The sequence below is a fragment of the Streptomyces bungoensis genome (assembly GCF_001514215.1).
Taxonomy (GTDB): Bacteria; Actinomycetota; Actinomycetes; order Streptomycetales; family Streptomycetaceae; genus Streptomyces; species Streptomyces bungoensis.
The window spans coordinates 1-26,248 of sequence record NZ_KQ948866.1 but is presented as its reverse complement, the minus strand read 5'-3'; the positions used below and the strand labels follow the sequence as shown (position 1 = coordinate 26,248).

General features: G+C 72.4%; 19 protein-coding genes. 9 read left to right on the top strand and 10 right to left on the bottom strand.

Translation table 11 applies throughout. The features are described 5' to 3' along the window. Positions 1-91: 91 nt before the first annotated feature. Together AQJ66_RS26440 and AQJ66_RS26435 are read left to right on the top strand one after the other, a co-directional pair. On the top strand, positions 92-646 hold the full coding sequence (locus tag AQJ66_RS26440; protein WP_061927051.1) for a DUF6114 domain-containing protein: 555 nt from the start codon (positions 92-94) through the stop codon (positions 644-646). Beyond that, on the top strand, positions 636-1,964 hold the full coding sequence (locus AQJ66_RS26435; RefSeq protein ID WP_208611466.1) for a hypothetical protein: 1,329 nt from the start codon (positions 636-638) through the stop codon (positions 1,962-1,964). The genes AQJ66_RS26440 and AQJ66_RS26435 overlap by 11 nt, the downstream gene beginning before the upstream one ends. 100 nt (positions 1,965-2,064) lie before the next feature. On the opposite strand, the gene pyk is transcribed toward AQJ66_RS26435, so the two are convergent. From pyk to pta, 3 genes are all read right to left on the bottom strand, one after another. After that, positions 2,065-3,489, bottom strand: coding sequence for a pyruvate kinase (pyk, locus tag AQJ66_RS26430; protein ID WP_061927047.1), 1,425 nt, complete (start codon positions 3,487-3,489; stop codon positions 2,065-2,067). 82 nt (positions 3,490-3,571) lie between these two features. After that, complete coding sequence (locus AQJ66_RS26425; protein WP_061927045.1) at positions 3,572-4,810, bottom strand: acetate kinase; 1,239 nt, start codon at positions 4,808-4,810, stop codon at positions 3,572-3,574. Then, positions 4,807-6,897: a phosphate acetyltransferase gene (gene pta, locus AQJ66_RS26420; protein ID WP_061927043.1), complete on the bottom strand. Its 2,091-nt coding sequence runs from the start codon at positions 6,895-6,897 to the stop codon at positions 4,807-4,809. The genes AQJ66_RS26425 and pta overlap by 4 nt, the downstream gene beginning before the upstream one ends. A 191-nt stretch (positions 6,898-7,088) precedes the next feature. On the opposite strand from pta, the gene AQJ66_RS26415 reads away from it, so the two are divergent. After that, positions 7,089-8,114 carry an ATP-dependent 6-phosphofructokinase gene (locus tag AQJ66_RS26415; RefSeq protein WP_061927041.1) on the top strand — a complete coding sequence of 342 codons (1,026 nt, stop codon included), beginning with the start codon at positions 7,089-7,091 and terminating at the stop codon, positions 8,112-8,114. Here AQJ66_RS26415 and AQJ66_RS26410 read toward each other — a convergent pair. The 3 genes from AQJ66_RS26410 to AQJ66_RS26400 all read right to left on the bottom strand — a co-directional run bounded on the left by AQJ66_RS26410 (position 8,108) and on the right by AQJ66_RS26400 (position 11,243). Continuing rightward, on the bottom strand, positions 8,108-8,812 hold the full coding sequence (locus AQJ66_RS26410; RefSeq protein WP_061927040.1) for a helix-turn-helix domain-containing protein: 705 nt from the start codon (positions 8,810-8,812) through the stop codon (positions 8,108-8,110). The two genes, AQJ66_RS26415 and AQJ66_RS26410, sit on opposite strands and share 7 nt — an antisense overlap. A 107-nt stretch (positions 8,813-8,919) precedes the next feature. Further along, positions 8,920-9,618 carry a response regulator gene (locus tag AQJ66_RS26405; RefSeq protein ID WP_061927038.1) on the bottom strand — a complete coding sequence of 233 codons (699 nt, stop codon included), beginning with the start codon at positions 9,616-9,618 and terminating at the stop codon, positions 8,920-8,922. Further along, complete coding sequence (locus tag AQJ66_RS26400) at positions 9,615-11,243, bottom strand: sensor histidine kinase (protein WP_061927036.1); 1,629 nt, start codon at positions 11,241-11,243, stop codon at positions 9,615-9,617. Before AQJ66_RS26400 ends, AQJ66_RS26405 begins: the two co-directional genes overlap by 4 nt. 150 nt (positions 11,244-11,393) lie before the next feature. Between AQJ66_RS26400 and AQJ66_RS26395 the strand changes: the two genes are divergently transcribed. Beyond that, positions 11,394-12,782 carry a cation:dicarboxylate symporter family transporter gene (locus tag AQJ66_RS26395; protein ID WP_061927034.1) on the top strand — a complete coding sequence of 463 codons (1,389 nt, stop codon included), beginning with the start codon at positions 11,394-11,396 and terminating at the stop codon, positions 12,780-12,782. 117 nt (positions 12,783-12,899) lie between these two features. Here AQJ66_RS26395 and AQJ66_RS26390 read toward each other — a convergent pair whose 3' ends face one another. Next, positions 12,900-13,523 (bottom strand): TetR/AcrR family transcriptional regulator, encoded by a 624-nt coding sequence (locus AQJ66_RS26390; RefSeq protein WP_061927032.1) that lies wholly within the window; start codon positions 13,521-13,523, stop codon positions 12,900-12,902. A 141-nt stretch (positions 13,524-13,664) separates the two neighbouring features. Here AQJ66_RS26390 and AQJ66_RS26385 point away from each other — a divergent pair, with 141 nt between their 5' ends. Further along, on the top strand, positions 13,665-15,338 hold the full coding sequence (locus AQJ66_RS26385; RefSeq protein WP_061927030.1) for an MFS transporter: 1,674 nt from the start codon (positions 13,665-13,667) through the stop codon (positions 15,336-15,338). A gap of 98 nt (positions 15,339-15,436) precedes the next feature. Then, entirely contained in the window at positions 15,437-16,201 is a 765-nt protein-coding gene (locus AQJ66_RS26380; RefSeq protein ID WP_061927028.1) for a DUF2127 domain-containing protein, read from the top strand. On the opposite strand, the gene AQJ66_RS26375 is transcribed toward AQJ66_RS26380, so the two are convergent. Continuing rightward, positions 16,191-18,926, bottom strand: a complete 2,736-nt coding sequence (locus tag AQJ66_RS26375; protein ID WP_061927026.1) for a P-loop NTPase fold protein — start codon at positions 18,924-18,926, stop codon at positions 16,191-16,193. The genes AQJ66_RS26380 and AQJ66_RS26375 overlap by 11 nt on opposite strands. Positions 18,927-19,049: 123 nt before the next feature. On the opposite strand from AQJ66_RS26375, the gene AQJ66_RS26370 reads away from it, so the two are divergent. The 3 genes from AQJ66_RS26370 (at position 19,050) to AQJ66_RS26360 (ending at position 22,232) form a co-directional block, all read left to right on the top strand. Next, positions 19,050-19,478: a MerR family transcriptional regulator gene (locus tag AQJ66_RS26370; protein ID WP_061927024.1), complete on the top strand. Its 429-nt coding sequence runs from the start codon at positions 19,050-19,052 to the stop codon at positions 19,476-19,478. Further along, positions 19,475-19,807 (top strand): thioredoxin family protein, encoded by a 333-nt coding sequence (locus tag AQJ66_RS26365; RefSeq protein WP_061927022.1) that lies wholly within the window; start codon positions 19,475-19,477, stop codon positions 19,805-19,807. The genes AQJ66_RS26370 and AQJ66_RS26365 overlap by 4 nt, the downstream gene beginning before the upstream one ends. A 193-nt stretch (positions 19,808-20,000) precedes the next feature. Then, positions 20,001-22,232, top strand: coding sequence for a HelD family protein (locus tag AQJ66_RS26360; protein WP_208611465.1), 2,232 nt, complete (start codon positions 20,001-20,003; stop codon positions 22,230-22,232). A 52-nt stretch (positions 22,233-22,284) separates the two neighbouring features. Here the strand turns inward: AQJ66_RS26360 and glgB are convergent, their stop codons facing one another. Together glgB and AQJ66_RS26350 are read right to left on the bottom strand one after the other, a co-directional pair. After that, positions 22,285-24,492, bottom strand: coding sequence for a 1,4-alpha-glucan branching enzyme (gene glgB, locus AQJ66_RS26355; protein WP_061927316.1), 2,208 nt, complete (start codon positions 24,490-24,492; stop codon positions 22,285-22,287). 243 nt (positions 24,493-24,735) lie between these two features. Next, positions 24,736-26,139, bottom strand: a complete 1,404-nt coding sequence (locus tag AQJ66_RS26350) for a maltokinase N-terminal cap-like domain-containing protein (RefSeq protein ID WP_208611464.1) — start codon at positions 26,137-26,139, stop codon at positions 24,736-24,738. Between the last annotated feature and the right edge of the window lie 109 nt (positions 26,140-26,248).

Here is a 26,248-nt window from a genome sequence, read left to right as displayed (position 1 = left end):
GTTGCACCGTCACCCGCGTCTGCACGCGCCCCCCACATCTCCGTCGCACGTACGACCCCCCAATACAGCAAGCCGCACCAGGGAGCTTTCCATGAGCGCCGAGACTCCTGCCGCATCCGGCCAGTTCGATCGCCGGAGGTCGCAGTTCCGCGCCTGGCGGGGCACCCGGCCGTTCTGGGCCGGCCTGTTCGTCATGCTCGGCGGCTTTCCGATCATTTACTTCCCGTACTACCACCTCCAGCTCGGTCATCTGACGCTTGCGATGTCCACCACTGCGGGAGCCGGGTCCCTGATCATCGGCGTGCTGCTCATCGTCCTGGGCTTCACCCTCTGGTTCCAGAAGCACGTGCGGACGTTCGCCGGCGTGGCCGCGATCCTGCTGGCGCTGGTGTCCCTTCCCGTGTCCAACTTCGGTGGTTTCATCGTCGGCTTCCTCCTGGCCCTCGTGGGCGGCGCGCTGGCCGTCTCCTGGGCGCCGGGCGCGCCGCCGCAGCCGGAGCCGCCGGCCGGGGCGGAACCGGGCGAGGGCGCCGCCCCCGAGGCCGCACCGCTGTCGTACCAGGACCAGGGCGTGGTGGAAGAGTCGAACGACCTGTCAGGAACGAGCCCGGCCAACGGGGCGAACGGGAGGCACAGTGCCGGCTGACGAGGTGACCCACGGGGCCGATGTGGACGGCTCCCGTGCGAGAACCGGGCCCCGCCACGCGGCCCCCAGGAGGCCGCTGTTCGTCAGGTTCCACATGCCGGCCGGCAAGGCGATAGCCTCCGTGGCGATGCCGACGGCCGTGCTGATGGGCCTGGGCTTCACGTCGTCGCTCGCGATCGCGGACAGCGCCGGGACGTCCAACAGCCAGAAGGCCGCGGACTACACGGACTGCGTCAAGGCGCTGGACTCCTCGTCCTCGCCGTCGCCGTCCGCGAGCGAGTCCGGTGGCACGGCGACGCCGACCCCCACGGCGAGCGCCGCCACCAAGGCCCCGACGACCTCCAAGGACACGAAGGACTCGGGCAGGACCTCTTCGCCGGATTCAGGTTCCGGCGACAAGTCCACCCCCGAGCCGACGGCGACCTCCGGGTCCTCCGACCCGGGTTCGGGCTCCTCGGGCTCCGGCGACACGGCCACGCCGACCCCCTCGGCGTCCCAGAGCGGCGGCGGCGGCCTGCTGGACACCATCGGCGACACGATCGGCAACGTGCTCACCGGCGGCACCAAGGACTCCGGTACGACCGCGAGCCCGACGCCGTCCGCGTCCCCGTCCCCGTCGGCGTCCGCCACGTCGTCCTCGCCGGACTCCTCGTCCTCGGGCACGGGCAGTGTCACCGGCACCGTCAAGGACACCGCCTCCAAGGCGGCCAAGACGGTCGGGGACACCGTGAAGGGCACCACCGACAAGGTCTCCAAGACGGCCCAGGACACCACCCAGGCGGTCAAGGACGCGGCGGCCTCGGCCACGCCCAGCCCCTCGGCGAGCTCCACGACGCCGGCGGCGGACTGCCCGGTGGCCACCGACGCGGTGGGCGGCGTCGACAACAAGGTGCGGGTGGCGGACGACCCGTGGTACCTGGACGCCAGTGCGCTGACGCTCAAGGGCGCGGACTACAAGGGCATCGTTGAGGTCAGGACCGCCAGCGGCGCTGTCAAGAAGGTGCTCAAGTACGTCATCTCGGGCGGCACCGACATCGATGACCTGCACCAGATCGTGAAGGACAAGCAGTCGGGCAAGACGTACCACGTGCAGGCGGCGGAGGGCTCCACGTCGAAGATCCGCGGGGGCGACACCGTGATGTACACCGAGAGCATCTCGGGGAACCTGCTGGGGCTGGTCCACGTCACCTTCAGTCCCGACAGCCCGCCCCCGCTGAACATCCCGCTGATCTACATGACCAAGGTCCACGTGGTCCAGGCGGCCCAGTTCGGCGGCAACCTGACCATCCCCGGTATGCGTCAGTACGTGACCGACTGAGCGGTCGCACAAGCCCTTCCGGGAGCCGCAACACCGTGGCCCGGCCCTCCCCTGGCGGGAGAGCCGGGCCACGGCCTTGCGCGGTGCCCTCGGGCCGGCGTCAGCCCGTCTCGCCCAGGTGGTGGACGCGGACCATGTTGGTGGTGCCGGGGACGCCGGGGGGCGAGCCGGCGGTGATGATGACGATGTCGCCGGGGTTGAAGCGGCCCAGCTTGACGACCTCCTGGTCGACCAGGTCGACCATCTCGTCGGTGCTGTTCACGAACGGGACGACGTGCGGCTCCACGCCCCAGCTGAGGGTCAGCTGGTTGCGGCTGGCCTCGTCGGTGGTGAAGGCGAGGATCGGCTGCGCCGCGCGGTAGCGGGACAGGCGGCGGGCGGTGTCGCCGGACTTGGTGAAGGCGATCAGGCCCTTGCCGCCGAGGAAGTCGGCGATCTCGCAGGCCGCACGGGCCACCGAACCGCCCTGGGTGCGCGGCTTCTTGCCGGGCACGAGCGGCTGCAGGCCCTTGGAGAGCAGCTCCTGCTCGGCCGCCGTGACGATCTTCGACATGGTCTTGACCGTCTCGACCGGGTAGGCGCCCACGGAGGACTCGGCGGACAGCATGACCGCGTCGGCGCCGTCCAGGATCGCGTTGGCCACGTCGGAGGCCTCGGCGCGGGTCGGCCGGGAGTTGGTGATCATCGACTCCATCATCTGGGTCGCCACGATCACCGGCTTGGCGTTGCGCCGGCACAGCTCGATCAGGCGCTTCTGCACCATGGGGACCTTCTCGAGCGGGTACTCGACGGCGAGGTCGCCCCGGGCCACCATCACGGCGTCGAACGCCGCGACGACGTCCTCCATGTTCTCCACCGCCTGCGGCTTCTCCACCTTGGCGATGACCGGGACCCGGCGGCCCTCCTCGTCCATCACGCGGTGCACGTCGGCGACGTCCTTGGCGTCCCGGACGAAGGACAGCGCGACCATGTCGCAGCCCATGCGCAGCGCGAACCGCAGGTCCTCCACGTCCTTCTCGGACAGCGCGGGCACGTTGACGGCCGCACCGGGCAGGTTGATGCCCTTGTGGTCGGAGACGACGCCGCCCTCGATGACGATCGTCTTCACCCGCGGGCCCTCGACGTCCACGACCTTCAGCTCGACGTTGCCGTCGTTGATCAGGATCTGGTCGCCGCGCGAGACGTCGCCCGGCAGGCCCTTGTACGTCGTGCCGCAGATCTGCTTGTCACCCGGCACGTCCTCGGTCGTGATGACGAACTCGTCACCGCGCTCCAGCTCGACCGGGCCCTCGGCGAAGGTCTCCAGGCGGATCTTCGGGCCCTGCAGGTCGGCGAGGACGCCGATGGGCCGGCCGGTCTCCTTGGCGGCGGCCCGGACGCGGTCGTACCGCGACTGGTGCTCGGCGTGGGAGCCGTGGCTGAAGTTGAAGCGGGCCACGTTCATGCCCGCCTCGATCATGGCGACGAGCTTTTCGTGGGAGTCGACCGCGGGGCCGAGAGTACAGACGATTTTCGAACGGCGCATGGGGCGATCCTATCGGTTTGTTTCGCTGCGGAATATTCCGTCTGGCGGAAGATACAAATGGGCGGACGCGCGCTCAGGCGTGTTACTCCGATGTATTGCCCAGCTCTTCTTTCCCGCCGGTTCCCACCAGTGCGTACGTCTGCGTGGCGATCTCCAGTTCCTCGTCCGTCGGCACCACCGCTACCGCGACCCGCGCGGAGGCGGGCGAGATCAGCCGCGCCTCCCGGCTCCGGACGGCGTTCAGCCCGGCGTCGACCGCCAGGCCCATGCTCTCCAGGCCCGCGATCGCGGCCTCCCGCACCGCCGCCGCGTTCTCCCCGACGCCGGCCGTGAACGCGACCGCGTCCACCCGGCCGAGCACCGCGCAATAGGCGCCGATGTACTTCCTGAGCCGGTGAATGTAAATGTCGAAGGCGAGTGCGGCCGCTTCGTCGCCCTCGTCGATCCGGCGGCGGATCTCCCGCATGTCATTGTCCCCGCACAGACCGAACAACCCGCTCCTCTTGTTGAGAAGAGTGTCGATCTCGTCCATGGACATTCCGCCAACACGCTCCAAATGGAAGATGACCGCCGGATCCAGATCACCGGATCGCGTACCCATCACCAGCCCCTCCAAGGGCGTCAGCCCCATGGAGGTGTCCACGCACCGGCCCCCGCGGACCGCGGAGGCCGAGGCGCCGTTGCCCAGGTGCAGCACGATGACGTTCACGTCCGCCGGGTCCCTGCCCAGCAGCCGCGCGGTCTCCCGGGAGACGTACGCGTGGGAGGTGCCGTGGAAGCCGTAGCGGCGGATCCGGTACCGGTCGGCGATCCGGGGGTCGAGCGCGTAGCGCGCCGCCGACTCCGGCATGGTCGTGTGGAAGGCGGTGTCGAACACGGCCACCTGGGGCAGGTCGGGGCGCAGGCTCCGCGCGGTGCGGATGCCGGTGAGGTTGGCCGGGTTGTGCAGCGGCGCGACCGGGATCAGCCGCTCGATCTCGGTGAGCACGGCGTCGTCGATGACGGTCGGCTCGGTGAAGAACATGCCGCCGTGCACCACCCGGTGCCCGATCGCGGCCAGGTCCGGGGAGTCCAGGCCCACGCCGTCCCGGGACAGCTCCTCGGCGACCGCCTTCAGCGCAGCGTCGTGGTCGGCGATCGGCCCGTCCTGCTCGCGGGTGTCGCCGCTGGTGACGCAGGTGTGCTCCAGGCGGGAGGTCTGCTCGCCGATGCGCTCGACCAGGCCCACCGCCAGCCGCCTGTCGTGCCGCATGTCCAGCAGCTGGTACTTCAGCGAGGAGGAGCCGGAGTTGAGGACGAGGACTCGGGTGGGGGAGGTCACTGCTCGGACGCCTTCTCGCTCGGGTGCTGGGCCTGGATCGCCGTGATGGCGACGGTGTTGACGATGTCCTGGACGAGCGCGCCGCGGGACAGGTCGTTGACCGGCTTGCGCAGGCCCTGCAGGACCGGGCCGACGGCGATCGCGCCGGCCGAGCGCTGCACGGCCTTGTAGGTGTTGTTGCCGGTGTTGAGGTCCGGGAAGATCAGCACGGTGGCCTGTCCGGCCACCTCCGAGCCGGGCAGCTTGGTGGCGGCGACGGACGGCTCCACGGCCGCGTCGTACTGGATCGGCCCCTCGATCTTCAGGTCGGGGCGCCGCTCACGCACCAGCTCGGTGGCCTCGCGCACCTTGTCCACGTCGGCGCCCGAGCCGGACGTCCCCGTGGAGTACGACAGCATCGCGATCCGCGGCTCCACGCCGAACCGGGCCGCCGTGACCGCCGACTGCACGGCGATGTCCGCGAGCTGCCGCGCGTCGGGGTCCGGGTTGACCGCGCAGTCGCCGTAGACCAGCACCTTGTCGGCCAGGCACATGAAGAAGACCGAGGAGACGATGGACGCGTCCGGCCGCGTCTTGATGATCTCGAAGGCGGGCCGGATGGTGGCCGCCGTGGAGTGCACCGAGCCGGACACCATGCCGTCGGCCAGGCCCTCCTGGACCATGAGCGTGCCGAAGTAGTTCACGTCGCTCACCACGTCGTACGCCAGCTCCACCGTCACGCCCCGGTGGGCGCGCAGCAGGGCGTACAGCTCGGCGAAGGCGTCGCGCAGCTCGGAGGTGGCCGGGTCGATCAACTGACTGTCGCCGAGGTCGAGGCCCAGGTCGGCGGCCTTCTTGCGGATCTGGTCGACCGGGCCCAGCAGCGTCAGGTCGCACACGCCCCGGCGCAGCAGCACCTCGGCCGCGTGCAGCACGCGCTCCTCGGTGCCCTCCGGCAGCACCACCCGGCGCCGGTCGGAGCGGGCCTGCTCCAGCAGCTTGTGCTCGAACATCATCGGGGTGACCCGGTCGCTGCTCGGCGCCGAGACCCGGCGGGCCAGTTCCGCGGTGTCGGCGTACCGCTCGAACAGGCCGAGCGCGGTCTCCGCCTTGCGCGGGGTGGCCGCGTTCAGCTTGCCCTCCAGGGAGAACAGCTGCTCGGCGGTCGGGAAGCTGTTGCCGGACACCGAGATCACCGGGGTGCCCGGGGCGAGGCGGGCGGACAGGGCGAGGATCTCCTCGCGCGGCACCTCGTCCAGGGTCAGCAGCACCCCGGCGATCGGCGGGGTGCCGGCGCTGTGCGCGGCCAGCGCGCCCACGACCAGGTCGGCGCGGTCGCCCGGGGTCACCACCAGGCAGCCCGGGGTCAGGGCGGCCAGGAAGTTCGGCAGCGTCGCGCCGCCGAAGACGAAGTCCAGGGCGTCGCGGGCCAGTCCCGAGTCGTCGCCGAGCAGCACCTTCGCGTCGAGGGCCTGGGCTATCTGGGAGACCGTGGGCGCGGACAGCGCGGGCTCGTCGGGAACGACGTAGCAGGGCACCGGCATGCGGCCCTCGAGCCGCGCGGCGATCTCGTCGCGCTCCTCGCGGGCCACCCGGTTGGTGACCACGGCCAGCACGTCGCAGCCGAGTGAGTCGTAGGCGCGGTAGGCGTTGCGGGTCTCGGCGAGCACGGACTCCGCCGTCTGCTTGCGGCCGCCCACCACCGGGATCACGGAGGCGCCGAACTCGTTGGCGAGGCGGGCGTTCAGCGCCAGCTCGTCCGGCAGCTGGGTGGCGGCGAAGTCGGTGCCGAGGACGAGTACGACGTCGTAGTCCCGGGCCACCAGGTGGAAGCGGTCGACGAGCGTCGAGACCAGCTCGTCCGTACCCTGGTCGGCCTGGAGGGCGGACGCCTCCTGGTAGTCCATGCCGTAGACGGTCGCCGGGTCCTGCGCGAGGCGGTACCGCGCCCGCAACAGCTCGAACAGGCGATCGGGGCCGTCGTGGACGAGTGGGCGGAAGACCCCCACCCGGTCGACCTGCCGGGTCAGGAGCTCCATGAACCCCAGCTCCACGACCTGGCGGCCGTCGCCGCGGTCGATCCCGGTCACGTACACGCTGCGCGTCACGTGTCGACTCCGTTCCTCATGTCGGGTGCGGCTGCCGTCGGCATAAAAATCGCCCACCAAGGTGAGCAGATCCCTCTTGACAATACCCCGCGTGCCGGATAAGGCGCCCGTCAGGGCGTCACCCCACTGGCGGACGTGAAAGAATCGACATCGGCTCACCGGCACCGACAGCGAGCAGGAGACACAGCACGATGCGCATCGGAGTTCTCACCGCAGGCGGCGACTGCCCCGGCCTGAACGCCGTGATCCGTTCGGTCGTGCACCGGGCGGTGGCGCAGTACGGCGACGAGGTCATCGGCTTCGAGGACGGTTACCGGGGTCTGCTCGACCGCCACTACCGGACCCTCGACCTGGACGGGGTCAGCGGCATCCTGGCCCGGGGCGGCACGATCCTCGGCTCCTCCCGCCTGGAGCGCGACCGGCTGCGCGAGGCCTGCGAGCGGGCCACCGACATGGCCGAGGAGTTCGGCATCGACGTCCTGATCCCGATCGGTGGCGAGGGCACACTGACCGCGGCCCGCATGCTCTCCGACGCCGGTCTGCCGGTCGTCGGGGTCCCCAAGACGATCGACAACGACATCTCCAGCACCGACCGGACCTTCGGCTTCGACACCGCCGTCGGCGTCGCCACCGAGGCGATGGACCGCCTGAAGACCACCGCCGAGTCCCACCAGCGGGTGATGGTCGTGGAGGTCATGGGCCGGCACGCCGGCTGGATCGCCCTGGAGTCCGGCATGGCCGCCGGCGCCCACGGCATCTGCCTGCCCGAGCGCCCCTTCGACCCCGCCGACCTGGTCAAGATGGTCGAGGAGCGGTTCGCCCGCGGCAAGAAGTTCGCGGTCATCTGCGTCGCCGAGGGCGCCCACCCCACCGAGGGCACCATGGACTACGGCAAGGGCGAGATCGACCAGTACGGCCACGAGCGCTTCCAGGGCATCGGCACCGCGCTGGCCTACGAGCTGGAGCGGCGCCTGGGCAAGGAGGCCAAGCCGGTCATCCTCGGCCACGTCCAGCGCGGCGGCGTCCCCACCGCCTACGACCGCGTCCTCGCCACCCGCTTCGGCTGGCACGCGATCGAGGCCGCCCATCGCGGCGACTTCGGCAGGATGACGGCGCTGCGCGGCAACGACATCGTCATGGTGCCGCTCGCCGAGGCGGTCACCGAGCTGAAGACGGTGCCCAAGGACCGGATGATCGAGGCCGAGTCGGTCTACTGACCGGCCCCGGCCCCGACCGCCGTCCAGAAGTTCTCGACGATCCGGTCGAGGAACGCCTTCCCGGACTCGCTCGCGCCGCTGCCGCCGCCACCCCAGCCGAGGGTGGCGGCCATGTGGCCCTGGTAGTCCTCGTGCAGTCCCCGCAGGGCGCCCGCCAGGACGCCCCGGTCGAGGCCCGTGAGCCTCGCCACCGGGCGTACGTACGCCTGCCAGCGGGTGGTCACCGCGCTGTGCAGCAGCCCGGCGAGCCGCTCCTCGCGGCCCGTGACGGCCACGAGGTCCGGCAGAGCGAGGTCCAGCACCCGGGCCAGCCCGGCCGCCTGCCGCTCGGTGCCGCGCCACTGCCCGCTCTCCTCCGCCCGCAGGTACGCGCGCAGGTCCATGCCGACCGCGCGGGCCACGTCCTGCGGCGCGACGGCGCGGGCGATGCGGTGCTCGCGCAGGGTCCGGGGCCGGCCGATGAGGTCGCCGGGCGAACACCACAGCACGCCCGCGAGGGCGGTGAGCTCGGCGTCCCCGGGACGGGCGGCCCCGCGCTCCCAGGCGACGACGAGGTCAGGCGTGACGTACGGCAGCCCGTACGAGGCGCGGATGCCGTGGGCGACGTGCTCGGGGCCCATGCCGAGCGCGGCACGCAGCCTGCGGGCGGCCCGGGCGTCGAACGGGAGCGGGGCGGGGGCTTGGCGCACCCGGCACAAGCTAGGGGCGCCGCCCGGCGGTGGCTACGGTCCGTTTCGACAGGATCACCGGTTGTAGGAACGCACGGCGCGCGCGGTTCCGGTCGTTCGTTCCTCCGTCGGCCCGCTCAGCGGCCCGCGTCGCCCCGCACCCACCGGTACACCAGCTCCGGCCGCCCCACCTGCCCGTACAACGGCTTGCGCGCCGCCCGGCCCGCCTCGACCAGGTGCTCCAGGTACCGTCGCGCGGTGATCCGGGAGATGCCCACGGTCTCCGCGACGCCCGTCGCCGTGACGCCCTCCGAGGCCTCGCGCAGCGCCCCGGTGACCCGCTCCAGGGTGGGTCCGCTCAGGCCCTTGGGCAGCGCGGCGGGGGAGGGGGCCCGCAGGACGGCCAGGGCCCGGTCGACCTCGTCCTGGCCGCTCGCCTCGCCCACGGCCGCGTGGAACTCGGCGTAGCGCACCAGCCGGTCCCGCAGGGTCGCGAACGTGAACGGCTTGAGCACGTACTGGACGACCCCGAGGGAGACCCCTTCCCGGACGACCGCCAGGTCCCGGGCCGACGTCACCGCTATCACGTCCGCGTGGTGCCCCGCGGCCCGCAGCGACCGGGCGAGCTGCAGCCCGTGCACGTCGGGCAGGTGCAGGTCCAGCAGCAGCAGGTCCACTGGCGTGCGGTCCAGGATCCGCCGTGCCTCCGCCCCGGTGTGCGCCTTGCCCACCGCGACGAATCCCGGCACCCGGCCGACGTACATCACGTGCGCGTCGGCGGCCACCGGGTCGTCCTCCACCACCAGCACCCGGATGGCCCGCTGCTCCTGCGTCATCCGCCGCCACCCACCGCCGTGCGCAACGGCAGCCGCACCTCGAACACCGCTCCGCCCTCCTCGGCCTCGGCCACCGTCAACGTCCCCTCCAGCCGGGTCACCGCCTGACGGACCAGGGCCAGGCCCAGGCCCCGCCCGCCGGGGCCGGCCGGCTTAGTGGAGAACCCCCGCTGGAATACCAGGTCGGCGTGGGCGGGGTCGACACCGGGTCCGGTGTCCGACACGCCCAGCACCAGTTCGGCGCCACCGGTGTACGCCGTCACGGTCACCCGCGCCCCCGCGCTGCCCTGCGCGGCGTCCACCGCGTTGTCGATCAGGTTGCCGAGGATCGTCACCAGGTCCCGGGCCGACAGCCCGGCCGGGAGCACGCCGTCGTCCAGCCGGCTGTCCTCGGACACGACCAGCTCCACGCCCCGCTCGTTCGCCTGCGCCGTCTTGCCGAGCAGCAGGGCGGCCAGCACCGGCTCGCCGACCGCCGTCACCACCTGGTCGGTCAGGGCCTGCGCCAGCTCCAGTTCCGCCGTGGCGAACTCCACCGCCTCCTCGGCCCGGCCCAGCTCGATCAGCGAGACCACGGTGTGCAGCCGGTTCGCGGCCTCGTGCGCCTGCGAGCGCAGGGCCTGGCTGAAGCCCCGCTCGGAGTCCAGCTCACCCATGAGGGACTGCAGCTCGGTGACGTCCCGCAGCGTCACCACCGTGCCCCGGCGCTGCCCGCCGGAGACCGGGGAGGTGTTCACCACCAGCACCCGCGACGCCGTCAGGTGCACCTCGTCCACGCGCGGCTCCGACGACAGCAGCGCGCCCGTCAGCGGGGCCGGCAGGCCCAGGTCCGCCACCGACCTGCCCACCAGGTCCGCCTCGCCGGCCGCACCGGCCACGCCCAGCAGTTCCCGGCCGCCGTCGTTGATCAGCGCCACCCGGTACTGCGCGTCCAGCATCAGCAGCCCCTCACGCACCGCGTGCAGCGCGGCCTGGTGGTAGTCGTGCATGCGGCTGAGCTCGGCGGCGTTCATCCCGTGGGTGTGCCGGCGCAGCCGGGCGTTGAGCACGTACGTGGCGACGGCGCCGAGCGCGAGGATGCCGGCCGCGACCCCGAACAGGGCCGTGACCTGCTGCTGGATCCGCTGGCTTATCGCCTCCACCTTGATGCCGGCGCTGACCAGGCCGATGACGTGCCCGTGCTCCTCGACGGGCGTGACCGCGCGCACGGACGGGCCGAGCGTGCCGGTGTAGGTCTCGGTGAAGGTCCGCCCCCGCTGGGCGGGGGCGATGGTGCCGATGAACCGCTTGCCGATCTCCTGCGGGCTCGGGTGGGTCCAGCGGATGCCCTCAGGGGTCATGATCGTGACGAAGTCGACCCCGGTGTCCCGCTGCACCTTCAGCGCGTACGGCTGGAGCGTCGCCGAGGGGCGCGCGGTGTGGATCGCGGCGCGTACCGACGGCGAGTCGGCGATCGAGCGGGCCACCGCCGTGGCCTGCCGGCGGGCCGCGCCCACGGCCTGGTCGCGGTCGCTGACGAAGGTGAACAGTGCGTATCCGGCCACGACGAGCGCGAGCAGCACGGCCTGCATGGCGAACAGCTGGCCCGCCAGGCTGCGAGGTCGCGGGAGGACGGTCAGACGCATGCCGCAAGTCTGCCTCTCCGTTCTGGCGTGAACTAAATGAACGGAAGGGTGACCGGCCTCACAGGGCGGGAGATAGTCACCGCATCCCCGAAATCCCGGACGTGAGCCGCACGCCGGTGATCACCGACGTCGTCGTCAAGGAGGGCCGCCGTGAGCAGCGCAGCCGATACGGCACCAGCCGCACCCCGAGCCAAGCGGGACCGCACCCATTTCCTCTACATCGCGGTGATCATCGCGGTCGCCCTCGGCATCGCGGTCGGGTTCGCCGCGCCGGACTTCGCCCAGCAGCTCAAGCCGCTCGGCACGGGCTTCGTGAACCTGATCAAGATGATGATCACGCCGGTGATCTTCTGCACCATCGTCACCGGTGTCGGTTCGATCCGCAGCGCCGCGAAGGTCGGCAAGCTCGGCGGCCTCGCGCTCACCTACTTCATCGGCATGTCGTTCGTGGCGCTCGCCATCGGTCTGGTGGTCGGCAACGTGCTGCATCCCGGGTCGGGCATGCACCTCAGCGAGGCGGCCAAGCAGGCCGGCCACACCCAGGCCGCGACCGCCAGCGAGGGTCTCGTCGACTTCGCCCTGAGCATCATCCCGACCACGTTCGTGTCCGCCTTCACCGGTGGCGTGGTGCTGCAGACGCTGCTCGTCGCGCTGCTGGTCGGCTTCGCGGTGCAGGCGATGGGCTCGTCCGGCGAGCCGATCCTGCGGGGCATCGGCCACATCCAGAAGCTGGTCTTCCGGGTGCTGACGATGATCATGTGGGCGGCGCCGGTGGGCGCGTTCGGCGCCATCGCGGCCGTCGTCGGCGAGACCGGCGTGGACGCGCTGAAGGCCCTCGGCACGATCATGCTCGCCTTCTACATCACCTGCGTGCTCTTCGTCGGTCTGGTGCTCGGCCCGATGCTGTGGTTCGTCGCCAAGGTCAACCTGCTGAAGCTGCTGCGCTACCTGGGCCGCGAGTTCCTGCTCATCCTGTCGACCTCGTCGTCCGACACCGCGCTGCCCCGCCTGATCGCCAAGATGGAGCACCTGGGCGTGAGCCGCCCGGTCGTCGGCATCACCGTGCCGACCGGCTACTCCTTCAACCTCGACGGCACCATGATCTACCTGACCATGGCGTCCCTGTTCATCGCCGACGCCCTGGGGCAGCCGCTGCACCTGGGCGAGCAGATCACCCTGCTGCTGTTCATGATGGTCGCCTCCAAGGGTGCCGCGGGCGTCTCCGGCGCCGGTCTCGCCACCCTGGCCGGCGCCCTCCAGTCGCACCGGCCCGCCCTGGTCGACGGCGTCGGCCTGATCGTCGGCATCGACCGCTTCATGAGCGAGGCCCGCGCCCTGACCAACTTCGCGGGCAACGCGGTGGCCACCGTGCTGATCGGCTCGTGGACCAAGGAGATCGACAAGGCCCGGGTGGCGCTGGTCCTGGACGGGCACCTGCCCTTCGACGAGACCACGCTGCTGGACGACGCGGACGGCCACGGCGGCCCCGGTCTGCCCGGCCCGCGCGAGGAGGGCGAGAAGGAACTGGCCAAGGCCTGATCCCGAGGCCGTCCCCTTCCCGCTCCGGACGCCCGGCCCCGCCTGAACCGGGGCCGGGCGTCCGGCCACCGCCGCCGGGCGGCCGAGCATCCCCCGATGCCCGGTCGCCCGGCTCTCTCACGTCCGCGCACTCACCTCGGCCACCAGCTCGGTGGCCAGGGTGACGGGCACACCCGCCGCGCTCAGGACCGCGACCGTGGCCGAGCGGCCCGCCTCCTCGGCTGCCAGCAGCCCGTCGTTCACCGCCTCCATCACCGCGAACAGCATCTGCTCGTGCACGAAACCCAGCGCCGGCGCGGGCAGCGGGGAGCTGAACACGCCCTGCTCCAGGCCGTCCCGCAGCAGTCGCACCTGGGTCTCGCGCAGCGGGGCGAGCCGCTCGCGGATGCCCTGCACGGTGACCGTGCGCTGGGCCAGGGCGATCAGCAGCCGGTAGCGGTCGGCGATCGGCCACAGGGCGAGCACCGACCGGGCCACCGCCTCAGCCGGGTCGGCCACGCCGTCCCGGGCGCCCGCGTCCGCCTCCGCCAGCGCCGCCACCGCCTCGTCGACGAGCGTGCCGACCAGCGCCTCGCGGCTGGGGAAGTGGCCGTACACCGTCCGCCGTACGACCCCCGCGGCGCGCGCGATCTGGTCCATGGAGGCGTCGGGGTCGCGCAGCAGCTCGGCGAGAGCGACGTCGAGGATGCGACGCCGGTTGGCGTCGGCGCGGCTGGTGTTACCCGTGGTCATGGCAGCCATTCTGCCCGCTCCTCCTCGTCTTGCGCACTGCCGTGCAACTCGACTTGCACAGCGTTGTGCAGCGTCGTACATTGCACAGTGTTGTGCAATTGCACGGTGCTGTGCAAGAACCGTCGCGAACCGAGGAAGGCGACCCCTGCCATGCGACTCGTCCTGACCGAACCGGTCGACACGACCGAGCGCCCCTACCCCAGGCGCTGGTGGGCGCTGCTCGTGCTCTGCCTGAGCCTGCTGATCATCGTGATGGCGAACACCGCCCTCACGGTCGCCGCGCCCGCGATGACGAAGGACCTCGGCCTGACCGGCGCCGACCTGCAGTGGGTGATCGACGGCTACACCGTCCCCTACGCGGCGCTGATGCTGCTGCTCGGCGCGATCGGCGACAAGCACAGCCGGCGCGGCGCACTCCTCCTCGGCCTCGCCGTCTTCGGCGGCGGCGCCGTCTACGGCTACCTCGCCGACAGCGCCACGGCGGTCATCACGGCCCGCGCCGTCATGGGCGTCGGCGCCGCGCTGATCATGCCCGCCACGCTCTCCCTGCTCGCCGCCACCTTCCCGCGCGCCGAGCGCGCCAAGGCCATCACCCTGTGGACCGCCACCGCCGGCCTCGCCATCGCCGCCGGACCGGTCGTCGCCGGCGCCCTGCTGCGCGGCCACGGCTGGTCCTCCACCTTCCTCATCAACCTGCCCGTCGCGGCCGTCGCCGCCGTCGGTGCCCTCGTCCTCGTACCGCCGTCGAAGGCCGGCCACCACGACCGCGTCGACTACGTCGGCGGACTGCTGTCGGTGCTCTGGACGGGCTCGCTGGTCTACATGATCATCGAGGGCCCGCACTTCGGCTGGGGCGTCAAGGCCGTCACCGCCGCCGTCGTGGCCGGCCTGGGCCTCGTCGCCTTCGTCGCCTGGGAGCTGCGCCACCCCCGGCCGATCCTGGACGTGCGCCGCTTCGCCGACCGCCGCTTCGCGGGCGCCAACCTCGCCGTCGCGCTGTTCTTCCTCGCCGTCTTCGGCGCCTTCTACTACCTGACCCAGCACCTGCAGTTCGTCCTCGGCTACGACGCCCTGCAGACCGGCGTGCGCATGCTCCCGCTGGCCGGCGCCGTCTTCGTGGGCTCGGCGCTCACCGGCCGGCTCACCCCGCGCGTCGGCATGAAGTGGACGGTCACCGCGGGCATGGTCGGCGGCACCACCGCCCTGGCCCTGCTGACCCGCGTGGACGCGGGCTCGACGTACGGCGACTTCGTGGCGCCCCTCGTCGTCCTGGGCCTCGCCATCGGTCTCGCGCTCTCGCCCTGCACCGACGCGATCATGGGCTCCTTCCCGGAGTCCGAGCTGGGCGTCGGCGGCGCGGTCAACGACACCTCGCTGGAACTGGGCGGCTCGCTCGGCATCGCGATCCTCGGCTCCCTGCTCGCCACCTCCTACGGCGACCACCTCGCCGACGCCACGGCGGGCAGCAGGCTCCCGGCGGGCGCCCTGGACACCGCGCGCGACTCGGTCGGCGCCGGGTACGCCGTCGCCCAGGGCATCGGCACCAAGGCGCACCAGCTGGCTGCGCAGGCAGCGCAGGCGGGCGACCCCCGGCAGGCCGCGCAGCTCCACCGGCAGGCCGCCGAACTCGCCACCGGGGCACGGCAGATGGCCGACGCCGTCGGCTCCTCCTTCTCCTCCGCCGTCGCCCACACCAGCCTGGTCGGCGCGGTGGTCCTCGGTGTCGGCACGGTCCTGGTGGCGTTCCTGCTCCCGCGCCTCGAGGCCGCCGTGCCCGAGGTGGCGGAAGCGGAGAAGGAACTGGCGGACACGGGAGCGCGCTGACGTACCCGCGCTCCCATCCACTAACGTGCGTGCCGTTCCGGCCGAACCGGAACGGCACGTTCGTGCGTGGCGTCTGTACCTGCATGGAGGCACGGGGGATGAAGAGGGACTGGGACCGGCGGACCTGCGCGCGCAAGGGCCACGTGACGTACGCGCCCGACGATCCGCGGCTGCGGCTGCGGCTGCACGCCCGGACGGCGCTCGGGGACGCGTGGCGCTGCCTGCGCTGCGGTGACTTCGTGCTGGGCGAGCCGCACGGCTCGGGCCCGGCCGCCGACGCGCCGCTCGTGCCGCGCGGGAAGGTGCTGCGCGACCTGTTCATCCTGCGCTTCCTGGCGGTCGAGCGCGCGGTCCGGGGCGTCTTCATCGTCCTGGTCGCGGTGGCGGTGTGGAGGTTCAGCAACAGCCAGGACGCGGTGCGGCGGCTCTTCGACGAGAACCTGAACGTCTTCCGCCCGGTCTTCCGGCACTTCCACTACGACCTCGACCACTCACCCGTCGTCGGCTCGATCCAGAAGGCCTTCGGCTACCGGCACTCCACGCTGCTGCTGGTCGCCGGCCTGCTCCTCGCCTACGCCCTGATCGAACTCGTCGAGGCGGTCGGCCTCTGGTACGCCAAGCGCTGGGCGGAATACCTCACGGTGGTCGCCACCGCGGCCTTCCTCCCCCTGGAGATCTACGAGCTCACCGAGCACATCAGCTGGCTGAAGATCGCCACCCTCGTCCTCAACATCCTCGCCGTCCTGTACATCGCCCTCGCCAAGCGCCTCTTCGGCCTGCGCGGCGGACGCAGGAAGTTCGACGAGGAACGGCACAGCGCCTCCCTGCTGGAGGTCGAGGAGTCGGCGGGGGTCACCGTCTAGGGGCGCACTCCTGGGACGGGAGGTAGGAGAAACGGCGGATCCTCGGGACCCACAGCTGGAAGCACGACACGTCGTGGAGGGTCACCTCGGCCGACACCCGCAGCATGCCGGTGTACAGCCGGGACCATTCCGGCACGGAACCCTCGGGCAGCGCGCCGACGACGCGGTTGGCCCCGCCCCGAGGCCTGAGGTCCGTCACGAACCGCTCCCACGGGGTGTCCCGCGAGCGCCGCATCAGCCCGCCGGTGACGCCGTCGTCCGGGTCGGGCGGGGTGTCCAGTATCTGCCCGAACAGCCTGGCGTGCCCGGTGAGCAGTCCCAGCAGCACGACCACCGCCTGGTACTCGCCGGGCTCGCCGTCCTCGCCGAGGAACCGGGACGCCGGCGAGAGGTCCCGTGTCGCCCGCAGCATGCGGTAGAGATTGAACAGCCGCTTCGCCTCGCGGGGCGTGTCGATCAGTGCGTCCAGCGCGGACAGCAGGGTCAGTTCGCGCTCGGTCAACGGCTGCGGTGGCCTGCCCCAGGACGCCGGGTCGTCCTGGGCGCCGATCTCGGAGCCGGACTCGGCCGCGAACCGCGAGCGTTCCCGCTCTCCCGCCGGTGCCGGTGCCGGGGAGGTCCGCCGGGTCGTGGACGCGGCCGGCGCGGCGGTCGCGGCAGCCCCGTCGTCCACGATCGACGACAGCAACCGGCGCAGGCCTCCCGACGGTATGCCCGGCAGCACGAGGGGGATGTTGATGATCTTTTCCAGGTAATCCTCGGGCGTCACCCGCCAGAGGTCCGTCGCGGGGGCACCGTTCGGGCCGTCGTCCAGGATCTCGGCGTAGTGGCTGGACAGCGACCGCAGCAGCCACCGGGAGTCCACCCCGATCACGACGACGAACAGATCCAGGGCCAGCAGCAGGTGCACCGCCTGAAGCACCTCGACCACCTGCCTGGGGCCGCACCGGTCCAGGTCGTCGATGTACAGCACGATGCGGTCGATCGGCCGGTGCCCGCCGCCGTCCTGTTCGGGATGGTCCCGCCAGTCCGCCATCAGGGCGACGAGTTGCTCGAAGTCCTTGCGGATCGTGGAGATCAGGCCGAGGTTGCCGGTGTAGGAGTCGGCGTGCGCCCGGTCGGCCAGGAAGCTGTAGAGCCGGTGCCCCGGGCTCAGTTCGGTCAGCTGCCGGCCCAGCTCCCCGATGTGGGAGACGACGTCGTCGAGCTGCGCCTCGGCCACCCGCTGGTCGGCTTCGGCCTGCCTGAGCGCGTCGAGCGCCTCGGCGACCTCCGGTGCCGCGCGGTCCTGGGCAGCCTGGTCGAGGCCGCTGCGTAAGTCCTCCGCGAGCGAGCCCAGCGTGCGCAGACCCGCACGGGCACGGGTCAGCGCGGCTCCGGAGAACACGGTGAACACACCGCCGGCACCTTCGAGCCAGCCCCGGACCTCGGGTGTGAAGCCGGTCAGGACCAGGCCGGCGGCCACGGCGAACGCGGCGGCCCCGAGGGCCAGCCGTCCCGCTCGGTCCACCGGGGCGCGGCGCAGGACGTCGGCCTCCGTGAGAGTGCCCCGGAGCTGCCCCATGAGCAGCTTCGCCTTCTCGGCGTCGTCGCGGACACCCAGCTTTCGCCACAGCGCGTCCATCCGCCGGGCCAGTTCCGGCGACTTCCGCAGTGCCTCGATCAGATCGCGTACCCGGGACTTCCTGGCCGCGGCGGCGGCCTCCACGTCGGCCTGCAGTGCCGCCGCCGTCAGGCGGGCCTGCCGCGTCATCGCGTCGTGCTCCCGGCGCTGGTCCAGCCGCTCGGCCAGTTCGCTGCGCAGCCGCCGGCGGCGCTCCTCCGAGGTCGGTCCCGGCCCGGCGAGCTGCCGGAAGATCTCATCCCCGAGACTCGCCCAGATGTTGCTGTCCGCGTAGTGCCAGGCGTTGAACCCGATCTGCACGACGTCGCAGCAGTAGCCGGGTCTGCCGGACGCGGCCAGCTCGTCCACCTGATGGCGCAGCAGGCCCATGAAGTAGCTCTTGCCGGAACCCCACTCGCCGAAGACGCCCACGGACAGGGGGGTGGGGGTGGTCCGGTCGCTGATCACCGCGGCGAGCATGGACACGTAGGGCGCGACGCCGAGGTGGTCTTCGGCCAGGGGAATGCCGGCGTTCGGGTCCACCCAGTCGCTCGACGTACCGCCGGCCAGGGGGACCGACGTCCGCGCGGCGGTCAGGACCGGCACGTCCTCCTCGTCCTGGACCAGGAAGACCAGGTGCCGCAGGGGAGGCCGGCAGGCGGACACCGCGGTCGGCACCGCCACCCTGGCGACCGTGCTCATCGGAAGGCCGAGACTTCCCGTGGCCAGCATGGGGACCCCTACGGAGGTGGCCCCGGCGTCGGCGGCCTCCCGTATCGCGGTCTTCGTGGCCCTCGCGATCGAGTCAAGTGTGGGGGCGCTGCCCCCCTGCGCGTGCGGTGTGGCCAGAACCGCCAGCCACGGTCCCGCGCCGGGCGTCCGTCGGGTGCGCAGGAGGAGGCGCCAGGGCCGGTCCGGGGTGATCTCGTCGAAGGGCACGGAGTCCCAGGGCGCCTGGGGGAACTGGCCCCGGACCGCCACGGCCAGCCTCCCGAGGCCCGCGCCGACCGACAGCACGACGGCGTCGACGGGCAGGTCCCACGGCTTGTCGGTCACCTCGAACGAGACACGTCCGGGTTCCTCCGCGGACGACCCGTCCTCGCGCGGCTCCGCTTCCCCCATGCTCCGCTCCCCTCTCGGCCGGCAACGGAACCGTACAGCCCGCACTCCGGACCCGGGTGGCGAAGGCCGGGGTCGTCCTCGGGTCTTGCCTTGACGCCCACGTCAACGCCTACGGTCACAGGCATGCGAATCGGCGAGCTGGCCGCGCGGGCCGGGACCACCACCCGCACCCTGCGCTACTACGAGGCACGGGGGCTGCTGCCCGCGCGGCGGGACGGCAACGGGCACCGGACCTACGACGAGGGCGACCTCAGGCTGCTCGAGCAGATCCGGACGCTGCAGGACTTCGGGTTCGGCCTGGAGGAGACGCGGCCGTTCGTGGAGTGCCTGCGGGCCGGTCACCCGGAGGGCGACTCGTGCCCGGCCTCGCTCGTGGTCTACCGGCGCAAGCTGGACGAGCTGGACGCGCTCATCGGCCAGCTGACCGCGGTGCGCGAGACGGTCGCGGGGCAGCTGCGGCGGGCGGAGCGGGCCCGGGACGAGCTGGCCGCCGAGGCGCTGGTTCCGGGGGGTCCGGAACCCGGGTGCGAGCTGGGAGGGATGACGCGGTGAGCAAGGTGAGCGGACTGGCCGAGGCGACGGACGCCGACTTCGCGGCGGAGGTGATCGACGCGGGGCTGCCGGTGCTGGTGCAGTTCACGGCGGACTGGTGCGGGCCGTGCCGGCAGCTGGCGCCGGTGCTGAAGGACATCGCCGCCGAGGAGGGCGGCCGGCTGAAGGTCGTGCAGCTGGACGTGGACCGCAATCCGGAGACGACGGTCGCCTACGGGGTGCTGTCGACGCCGACCCTCATGGTCTTCAGCGGCGGCGAGCCGGTGCGGTCGATGGTCGGGGCGCGGCCCAAGCGGCGCCTGCTGGAGGAACTGGCGGACGTGCTGTAGGGAACCCGGCCGGGAATCCGTCCCGTCCCACAGGAAATCCCCCGAGCGAATTGCGCCCGGGGGATTTCTCTGCGTATATTCAGTGATTCGCGACTTCACTCGGAATTGATGGCCGAGTCGCGAAGAAGTTTACTGAGCAGAGTATATCCGGGCGGGAGTGGAATTGTCAAACATCGACTTTCGGGACGATGAATTGCGCCACGAGCAGGAATTCATCGACGGGCTGTACGCGCGCGTGGACGTGCTGCGCGGCGAGGCCGAGTCCTCGGTCGCGGACGCGCTCGCCCAGGGCGACAAGCCCATGCAGGCCCGGCTGGAGCGGGACATCCTGGTCGCCGAGCGCTCGGGGCTGCTCGCCGCGCTGAACGCCGTCGACGGCTCGCTCTGCTTCGGCCGCATCGACCTCGCGGGCGGCGCGAGCCACCACATCGGCCGGATCGGGCTGCGCGAGGACGACGCCGAGCGCACGCCCGTCCTCGTCGACTGGCGGGCCGACGTCGCCCGCCCGTTCTACCTGGCCACCGGGCACACCCCGATGGGCCTGCGCCGCCGCCGGCACATCTCCACCGAGGGCCGGACCGTGACGTCCCTGCACGACGAGATCCTCGATCTCGGCGACGCCACCCGCACCGGCCACGAGGACCCGACGGGCGACGCCGTGCTGCTGGCCGCGCTGAACTCGGCGCGCACCGGCCGGATGACCGACATCGTGCAGACCATCCAGGCCGACCAGGACCGCATCATCCGCGCACCGCACCGCGGCGTACTGGTGGTCGAGGGCGGTCCCGGCACCGGCAAGACCGCGGTGGCGCTGCACCGGGCGGCGTACCTGCTCTACGAGTACCGGGAGCTGCTGGCCCGCCGGGCGGTCCTCATCGTCGGCCCCAACCCGGCCTTCCTCGGCTACATCGGCGAGGTGCTGCCCTCCCTCGGTGAGACCGGGGTGCTGCTGGCCACCGTCGGCGAGCTGTTCCCCGGGGTGCGGGCGACGGCCACCGACACCCCGGAGGCGGCCGCCGTCAAGGGCCGCGCCGCCATGGCCGACGTGCTGGCCGCCGTCGTGCGCGACCGTCAGGCGCTGCCCGACCCGGTCGTCACCGTGGAGCACGACCGCGAGGTGCTGATGCTCGACGACGGCCTGGTACGCGTCGCCCGCGAGCGCACGCGGGCCGCCGGGCTGCCGCACAACGAGGCCCGCGAGCACTTCGAGGGCCACATCCTCAACACGCTCACCGAGCTGTACGCCGAGCGCGTGGGCACCGACCCCTACGACGGCAGCAGCCTGCTCGACCCCGCCGACCTCACCCAGATCCGCGACGAGCTCGCCGAGAACCCCGAGGTGTGGTCCGCCATCGACCTGCTGTGGCCCCGGATCACCCCGCGGCGGCTGGTCGCCGACTTTCTCGCCGAACCCGACCGCTACCTCCCCGAGGCGGACGCCGACGCGATCCGCCGTCCGGTGACCCGCGCCTGGACCGTCGCCGACGTGCCCCTGCTGGACGAGGCCGCCGAACTCCTCGGCGAGGACGACCGGGTGGCGCGGGCCCGGGCCGAGCGCGAGCGCGAGACCCAGGTCGCCTACGCCCAGGGCGTCCTCGACGTGTCGTACGCCTCCCGGACCTACGAGTTCGACGACAAGGAGGACAGCGACCCGGAGGCCTCCGAGGTGCTGTCCGCGCACGACATCATCGACGCCGAACGCTTCGCCGAGCGCCAGGAGGAGGCCGACCACCGCAGCGCCGCCGAGCGGGCGGCGGCCGACCGGACCTGGGCGTTCGGACACATCATCGTGGACGAGGCGCAGGAGCTGTCCCCGATGGCCTGGCGGCTGCTGATGCGGCGCAGCCCCACCCGCTCCATGACCCTGGTCGGCGACCCGGCCCAGACCGCCGAGGCGGCCGGTGTCGGCTCCTGGGCGGACATCCTCGCCCCGTACGTCGAGGACCGCTGGGAGCACACCCGCCTGGGCGTCAACTACCGCACCCCGGCCGAGATCATGGACCTGGCGGCGGCCGTGGTCCGCGCCGAGGACCCGTCCTTCCGGCCGCCCAGCTCGGTACGGTCGACGGGGGAGCGGCCCTGGGTGCGCGACGCGGGCGGCGACCTGCCCGGCGCGGTCGCCGGGGCGGTCGCCGAACTCGCCCCGGCCGAGGGCAGGCTGGCGGTGATCGCCCCGCGCGAGCTGCACCGCGCGCTGGCCGCGCGGCTCGACGGCGTCACGGCCGGCGCCGAGCCCGATCTGACCCAGGCGGTCGTGCTCCTCGACCCCCGCCAGTCCAAGGGCCTGGAGTTCGACTCCGTCCTGGTGGTCGAGCCCGGCCGCTACGGCACGAGCGACCTGTACGTGGCGCTGACCCGGGCGACGCAGCGGCTCGGGGTGCTGCACACCGGGACGCTGCCGCCGGGCCTGGCCGGGGCGGAATGACGGCAGGGGGCCTGGAGCAACCGCTCCAGGCCCCCTGCGAAGGGCATGCCGGTCAGGCCGGCCGCAGCCACACCGTCGCCAGCGGGGGCAGGGTGAGGCGGATGCTCGCCGGGCGGCCGTGCCAGGGCTGGGGCTCGGGTTTGACGATGTCGGGGGCGGTGACGTCGCTGCCGCCGTAGCGGGCGGCGTCCGTGTTCAGGGACTCGTGCCAGGCCGGTACGTCCTCGGGGACGCCGAGGCGGTAGTCGTGGCGGACCACCGGGGCGAGGTGGGAGACCGCGAGCAGCGGGTTGCCGTCGGCGTCCAGGCGCAGGAACGCGAAGACGTTGTCGTCCGCCGCGTCCCCGGTGATCCACTGGAAGCCCGCCGGGTCGGTGTCCCGCTGCCACAGCGGCGGGGCCGCGCGGTAGAGGGCGTTGAGGTCCCCCACGAGGTTCCGCACGCCCCTGTGGTCGGCCTCGGCGCCGTAGGACGGGTCGAGCAGCCACCAGTCGGGCCCGTGCGCCTCGGACCACTCCGCTCCCTGGGCGAACTCCTGTCCCATGAACAGCAGTTGCTTGCCGGGATGCGCCCACATGAAACCCAGGTAGGCGCGCAGGTTGGCGCGCTGCTGCCACCAGTCGCCCGGCATCTTGGAGACGAGCGACCCCTTGCCGTGCACGACCTCGTCGTGGGAGATCGGCAGGACGTAGTTCTCGCTGTAGGCGTACACCATCGAGAACGTCATCCGGTGGTGGTGGTAGCTGCGGTGCACCGGGTCGTGGCTCATGTACTCCAGCGAGTCGTGCATCCAGCCCATGTTCCACTTGAGCCCGAAGCCGAGCCCGCCGAAGCCGCTCGGGCCCTTGAGGTGGGTGGGCCGGGTGACGCCGTCCCAGGCGGTGGACTCCTCGGCGATGGTCACCACGCCCGGGCAGCGCCGGTAGACGGTCGCGTTCATCTCCTGCAGGAAGGCCACCGCGTCCAGGTTCTCCCGGCCGCCGTGCTCGTTCGGCGTCCACTGGCCCGGTTCGCGGGAGTAGTCGAGGTAGAGCATCGAGGCGACCGCGTCGACGCGCAGGCCGTCGATGTGGAACTCCTCGCACCAGTACACGGCGTTGGCCACCAGGAAGTTGCGCACCTCGGGGCGGCCGAAGTCGAACTCCAGGGTGCCCCAGTCGGGATGGGCGGCCCGCTGCGGGTCGTGGTGCTCGTACAGGGGCCGGCCGTCGAACTCGGCCAGCGCCCAGTCGTCGCGCGGGAAGTGCGCCGGCACCCAGTCCATCAGCACCCCGATGCCCGCCTGGTGCAGCTTGTCCACCAGGTACTTGAAGTCGTCGGGGGTGCCGAGCCGGGCCGTGGGCGCGTAGAAGCCGGTGACCTGGTAGCCCCAGGAACCGCCGAACGGGTGCTCGGCGACCGGCATCAGCTCCACGTGCGTGAAGCCCATCTCCTTGACGTAGGCGGGCAGCTGCTCGGCCAGCCGGCGGTAGTCGAGGCCCGGGCGCCAGGACGGCAGGTGCACCTCGTACACCGAGAACGGCGCCTCGTGCACCGGGGTGTCGGCACGGTGGGCCATCCACTCCGCGTCGCCCCACTCGTGGTGCGAGGCGGTGACGATCGAGGACGTGGCCGGCGGGACCTCGGTACGGCGGGCCAGCGGGTCGGCGCGCAGGGTGCGCGAGCCGTCCGGGCGGGTGATCTCGAACTTGTACAGCTCGCCCTCTGCGACGCCCGGCACGAACAGCTCCCACACGCCCGACGAGCCGAGCGAGCGCATCGGGAAGGCGCCCGCGTCCCAGAAGTTGAACGTCCCCGCGACCCGCACGCCCCGCGCGTTCGGCGCCCACACGGTGAAGCGGGTGCCGGTCACGCCCTGGTGGGTCGTGACGTGCGCGCCGAGCGCCCGCCACAGCTGCTCGTGCCGGCCCTCGCCGATCAGGTGCAGGTCCAGCTCGCCCAGCGTGGGCAGGAAGCGGTGGGCGTCCTCGGTCTCGTGCTCGGTGCCGTCGTAGGTCACCAGCAGCCGGTAGGCCGGGACCTCGGTCAGCGGGAGCAGCCCGGAGAAGAAGCCGTCGCCGTCGTCGTGCAGTTGCGCGCGCAGCTCGCCGGAGACCACGGTGACCGACTGCGCGTACGGGCGGAAGGCGCGGAAGGCGATGCCGCCGGGCACCGGGTGCGCGCCCAGGACGGCGTGCGGGGCGTGGTGGGTGCCGTGCAGCAGCCGCTCCCGGTCACCGGCGTCGAGGGCGGGCGAGACCGCGACCTCCAGCGGAGGCAATGGGGCGGCCGGCTGCGCGGCCGGTGGGGAGGCCGGCCGGGTGGCCGGCTCCGGGCTGCGGGCACCGGGGATCCCGGCGCGGGCGCTCTCCTGCGCGGCCGTCCGGCCGGCCCGGGCCTCCTCGCCCCTGGTCGTGTCTGCCCTGTTCTTGTCCGCCTTGTTCTGGCCGGACTTGTTCGGGCCGGACTTGTTCTTCGCGGTGGCTGACTTCTTGGACGTCACGGACGGGTCTCCCGGGCGAGGTCAGGTCGGGTCGGACGGGTCGGACGTGGCGAGGCGGTGGATCGCCGAGAGCGGTACCGGCAGCCAGTCGGGGCGGTGGCGGGCCTCGTAGACCACCTCGTAGACGGCCTTGTCGGTCTCGTAGGCCCGCAGCATCACCGGGTCGGTGCGCGGATCGCGGCCCGCGACCTCCGCGTACCCGGAGCAGTAGGCGGCCCGGCACCGGTGCGCCCACTCCGGCGCGGGCGGGCTCGCCGAGTGGGCGGCGTAGTCGAAGGAGCGCAGCATCCCGGCGATGTCCCGCACCAGTGGCTGCGGCATGCGCCGCTCGGCCAGCGGCCGGGACGGCTCGCCCTCGAAGTCGATCAGCGACCACTGGCCGGACGGCGAGCGCAGGCACTGGCCGAGGTGCAGGTCGCCGTGGATGCGCTGGGCGGTCCAGGTGCGGCCCTCGGCGGCCAGGTCGTCCAGCGCCGTGAAGGCCGAGCGCAGCCCCTGCTCGTAGGGCCGCAGGACCGGCACCGCCTGCACGGCCGCCTCCAGCCGCTCGAGCATGCCGTCCACCAGCGACCGCAGCTGGGCCTGGCCCAGGGTCACCGTGGGCAGGGCGCGGGCGAGCGCGGTGTGCACCTCGGCGGTGGCGCGGCCCAGCGCCCGTGCCTCGGCGACGAAGTCCTCGCCCTTGGCCAGTTCGCGCAGCGCCAGCTCCCAGCCGTCGCTCGCCCCGTTCACGAACGGCTGCAGGACGGCCAGCACGTACGACTCGGCGTCCACGTCGGCGTGCAGCCACGCCGTCGGCGCGGGCACCCGGGGGCAGCCCTCGCGGGCCAGCGCGAGGGGTATCTCCAGGTCGGGGTTGACCCCGGGGACCACCCGGCGCAGCAGCTTCAGGATGAACGTATCGCCGTAGACGATCGACGAGTTGGACTGCTCGGCGGTCATCAGCCGGGCCACGAGACCCTCCCGGATCTCCTGCTCGGCGTCCCGCTCGAAGCGCAGCCCGCCGACGCGCGCCCGGGTGCGCAGGGCCTCCAGGAGCACCTCGGCGGGCCGGGAGTCGTACAGGGCCTCGTACACCGTGCGCCCGGCGAGCGGCCCGTCCGTCACATGCCCGATGAGCGCGGGCGCCAGCCGGGGCGGCAGCGCCTCGCGCACGCCTATCAGGAGCTGGTAGCAGTCGCCGGGGTGCGGCGGGGCGCCCAGCACGGGCGGCTGGTGGACGCGCAGCAGCAGGTGGTACAGGCCGATGCGGCCGTCGGGGGGCAGCAGTTCGGTGACCGCGACCGGTGTGAAGCCGGTGACCGGGCGGCCCTTGCCCGCGAACCAGCGCTGCCTCGGCAGCCACTCGCGCAGCAGCGGGTCGAGCGAGGCCAGCAGGTGACCGGTCGCGGTGGTGGTGCCGGAGGGGGTGACCGTTTCCGCCATGGGCGTCATGTCCTTTCCCCGGGTCGTCGGGGGTATTACTACTGCGTGCCCCCGGTGGGGCGGAGGAAACCGCCCCACCGGGCCTGGTCTACGCGGCGTCGCGCCGCAA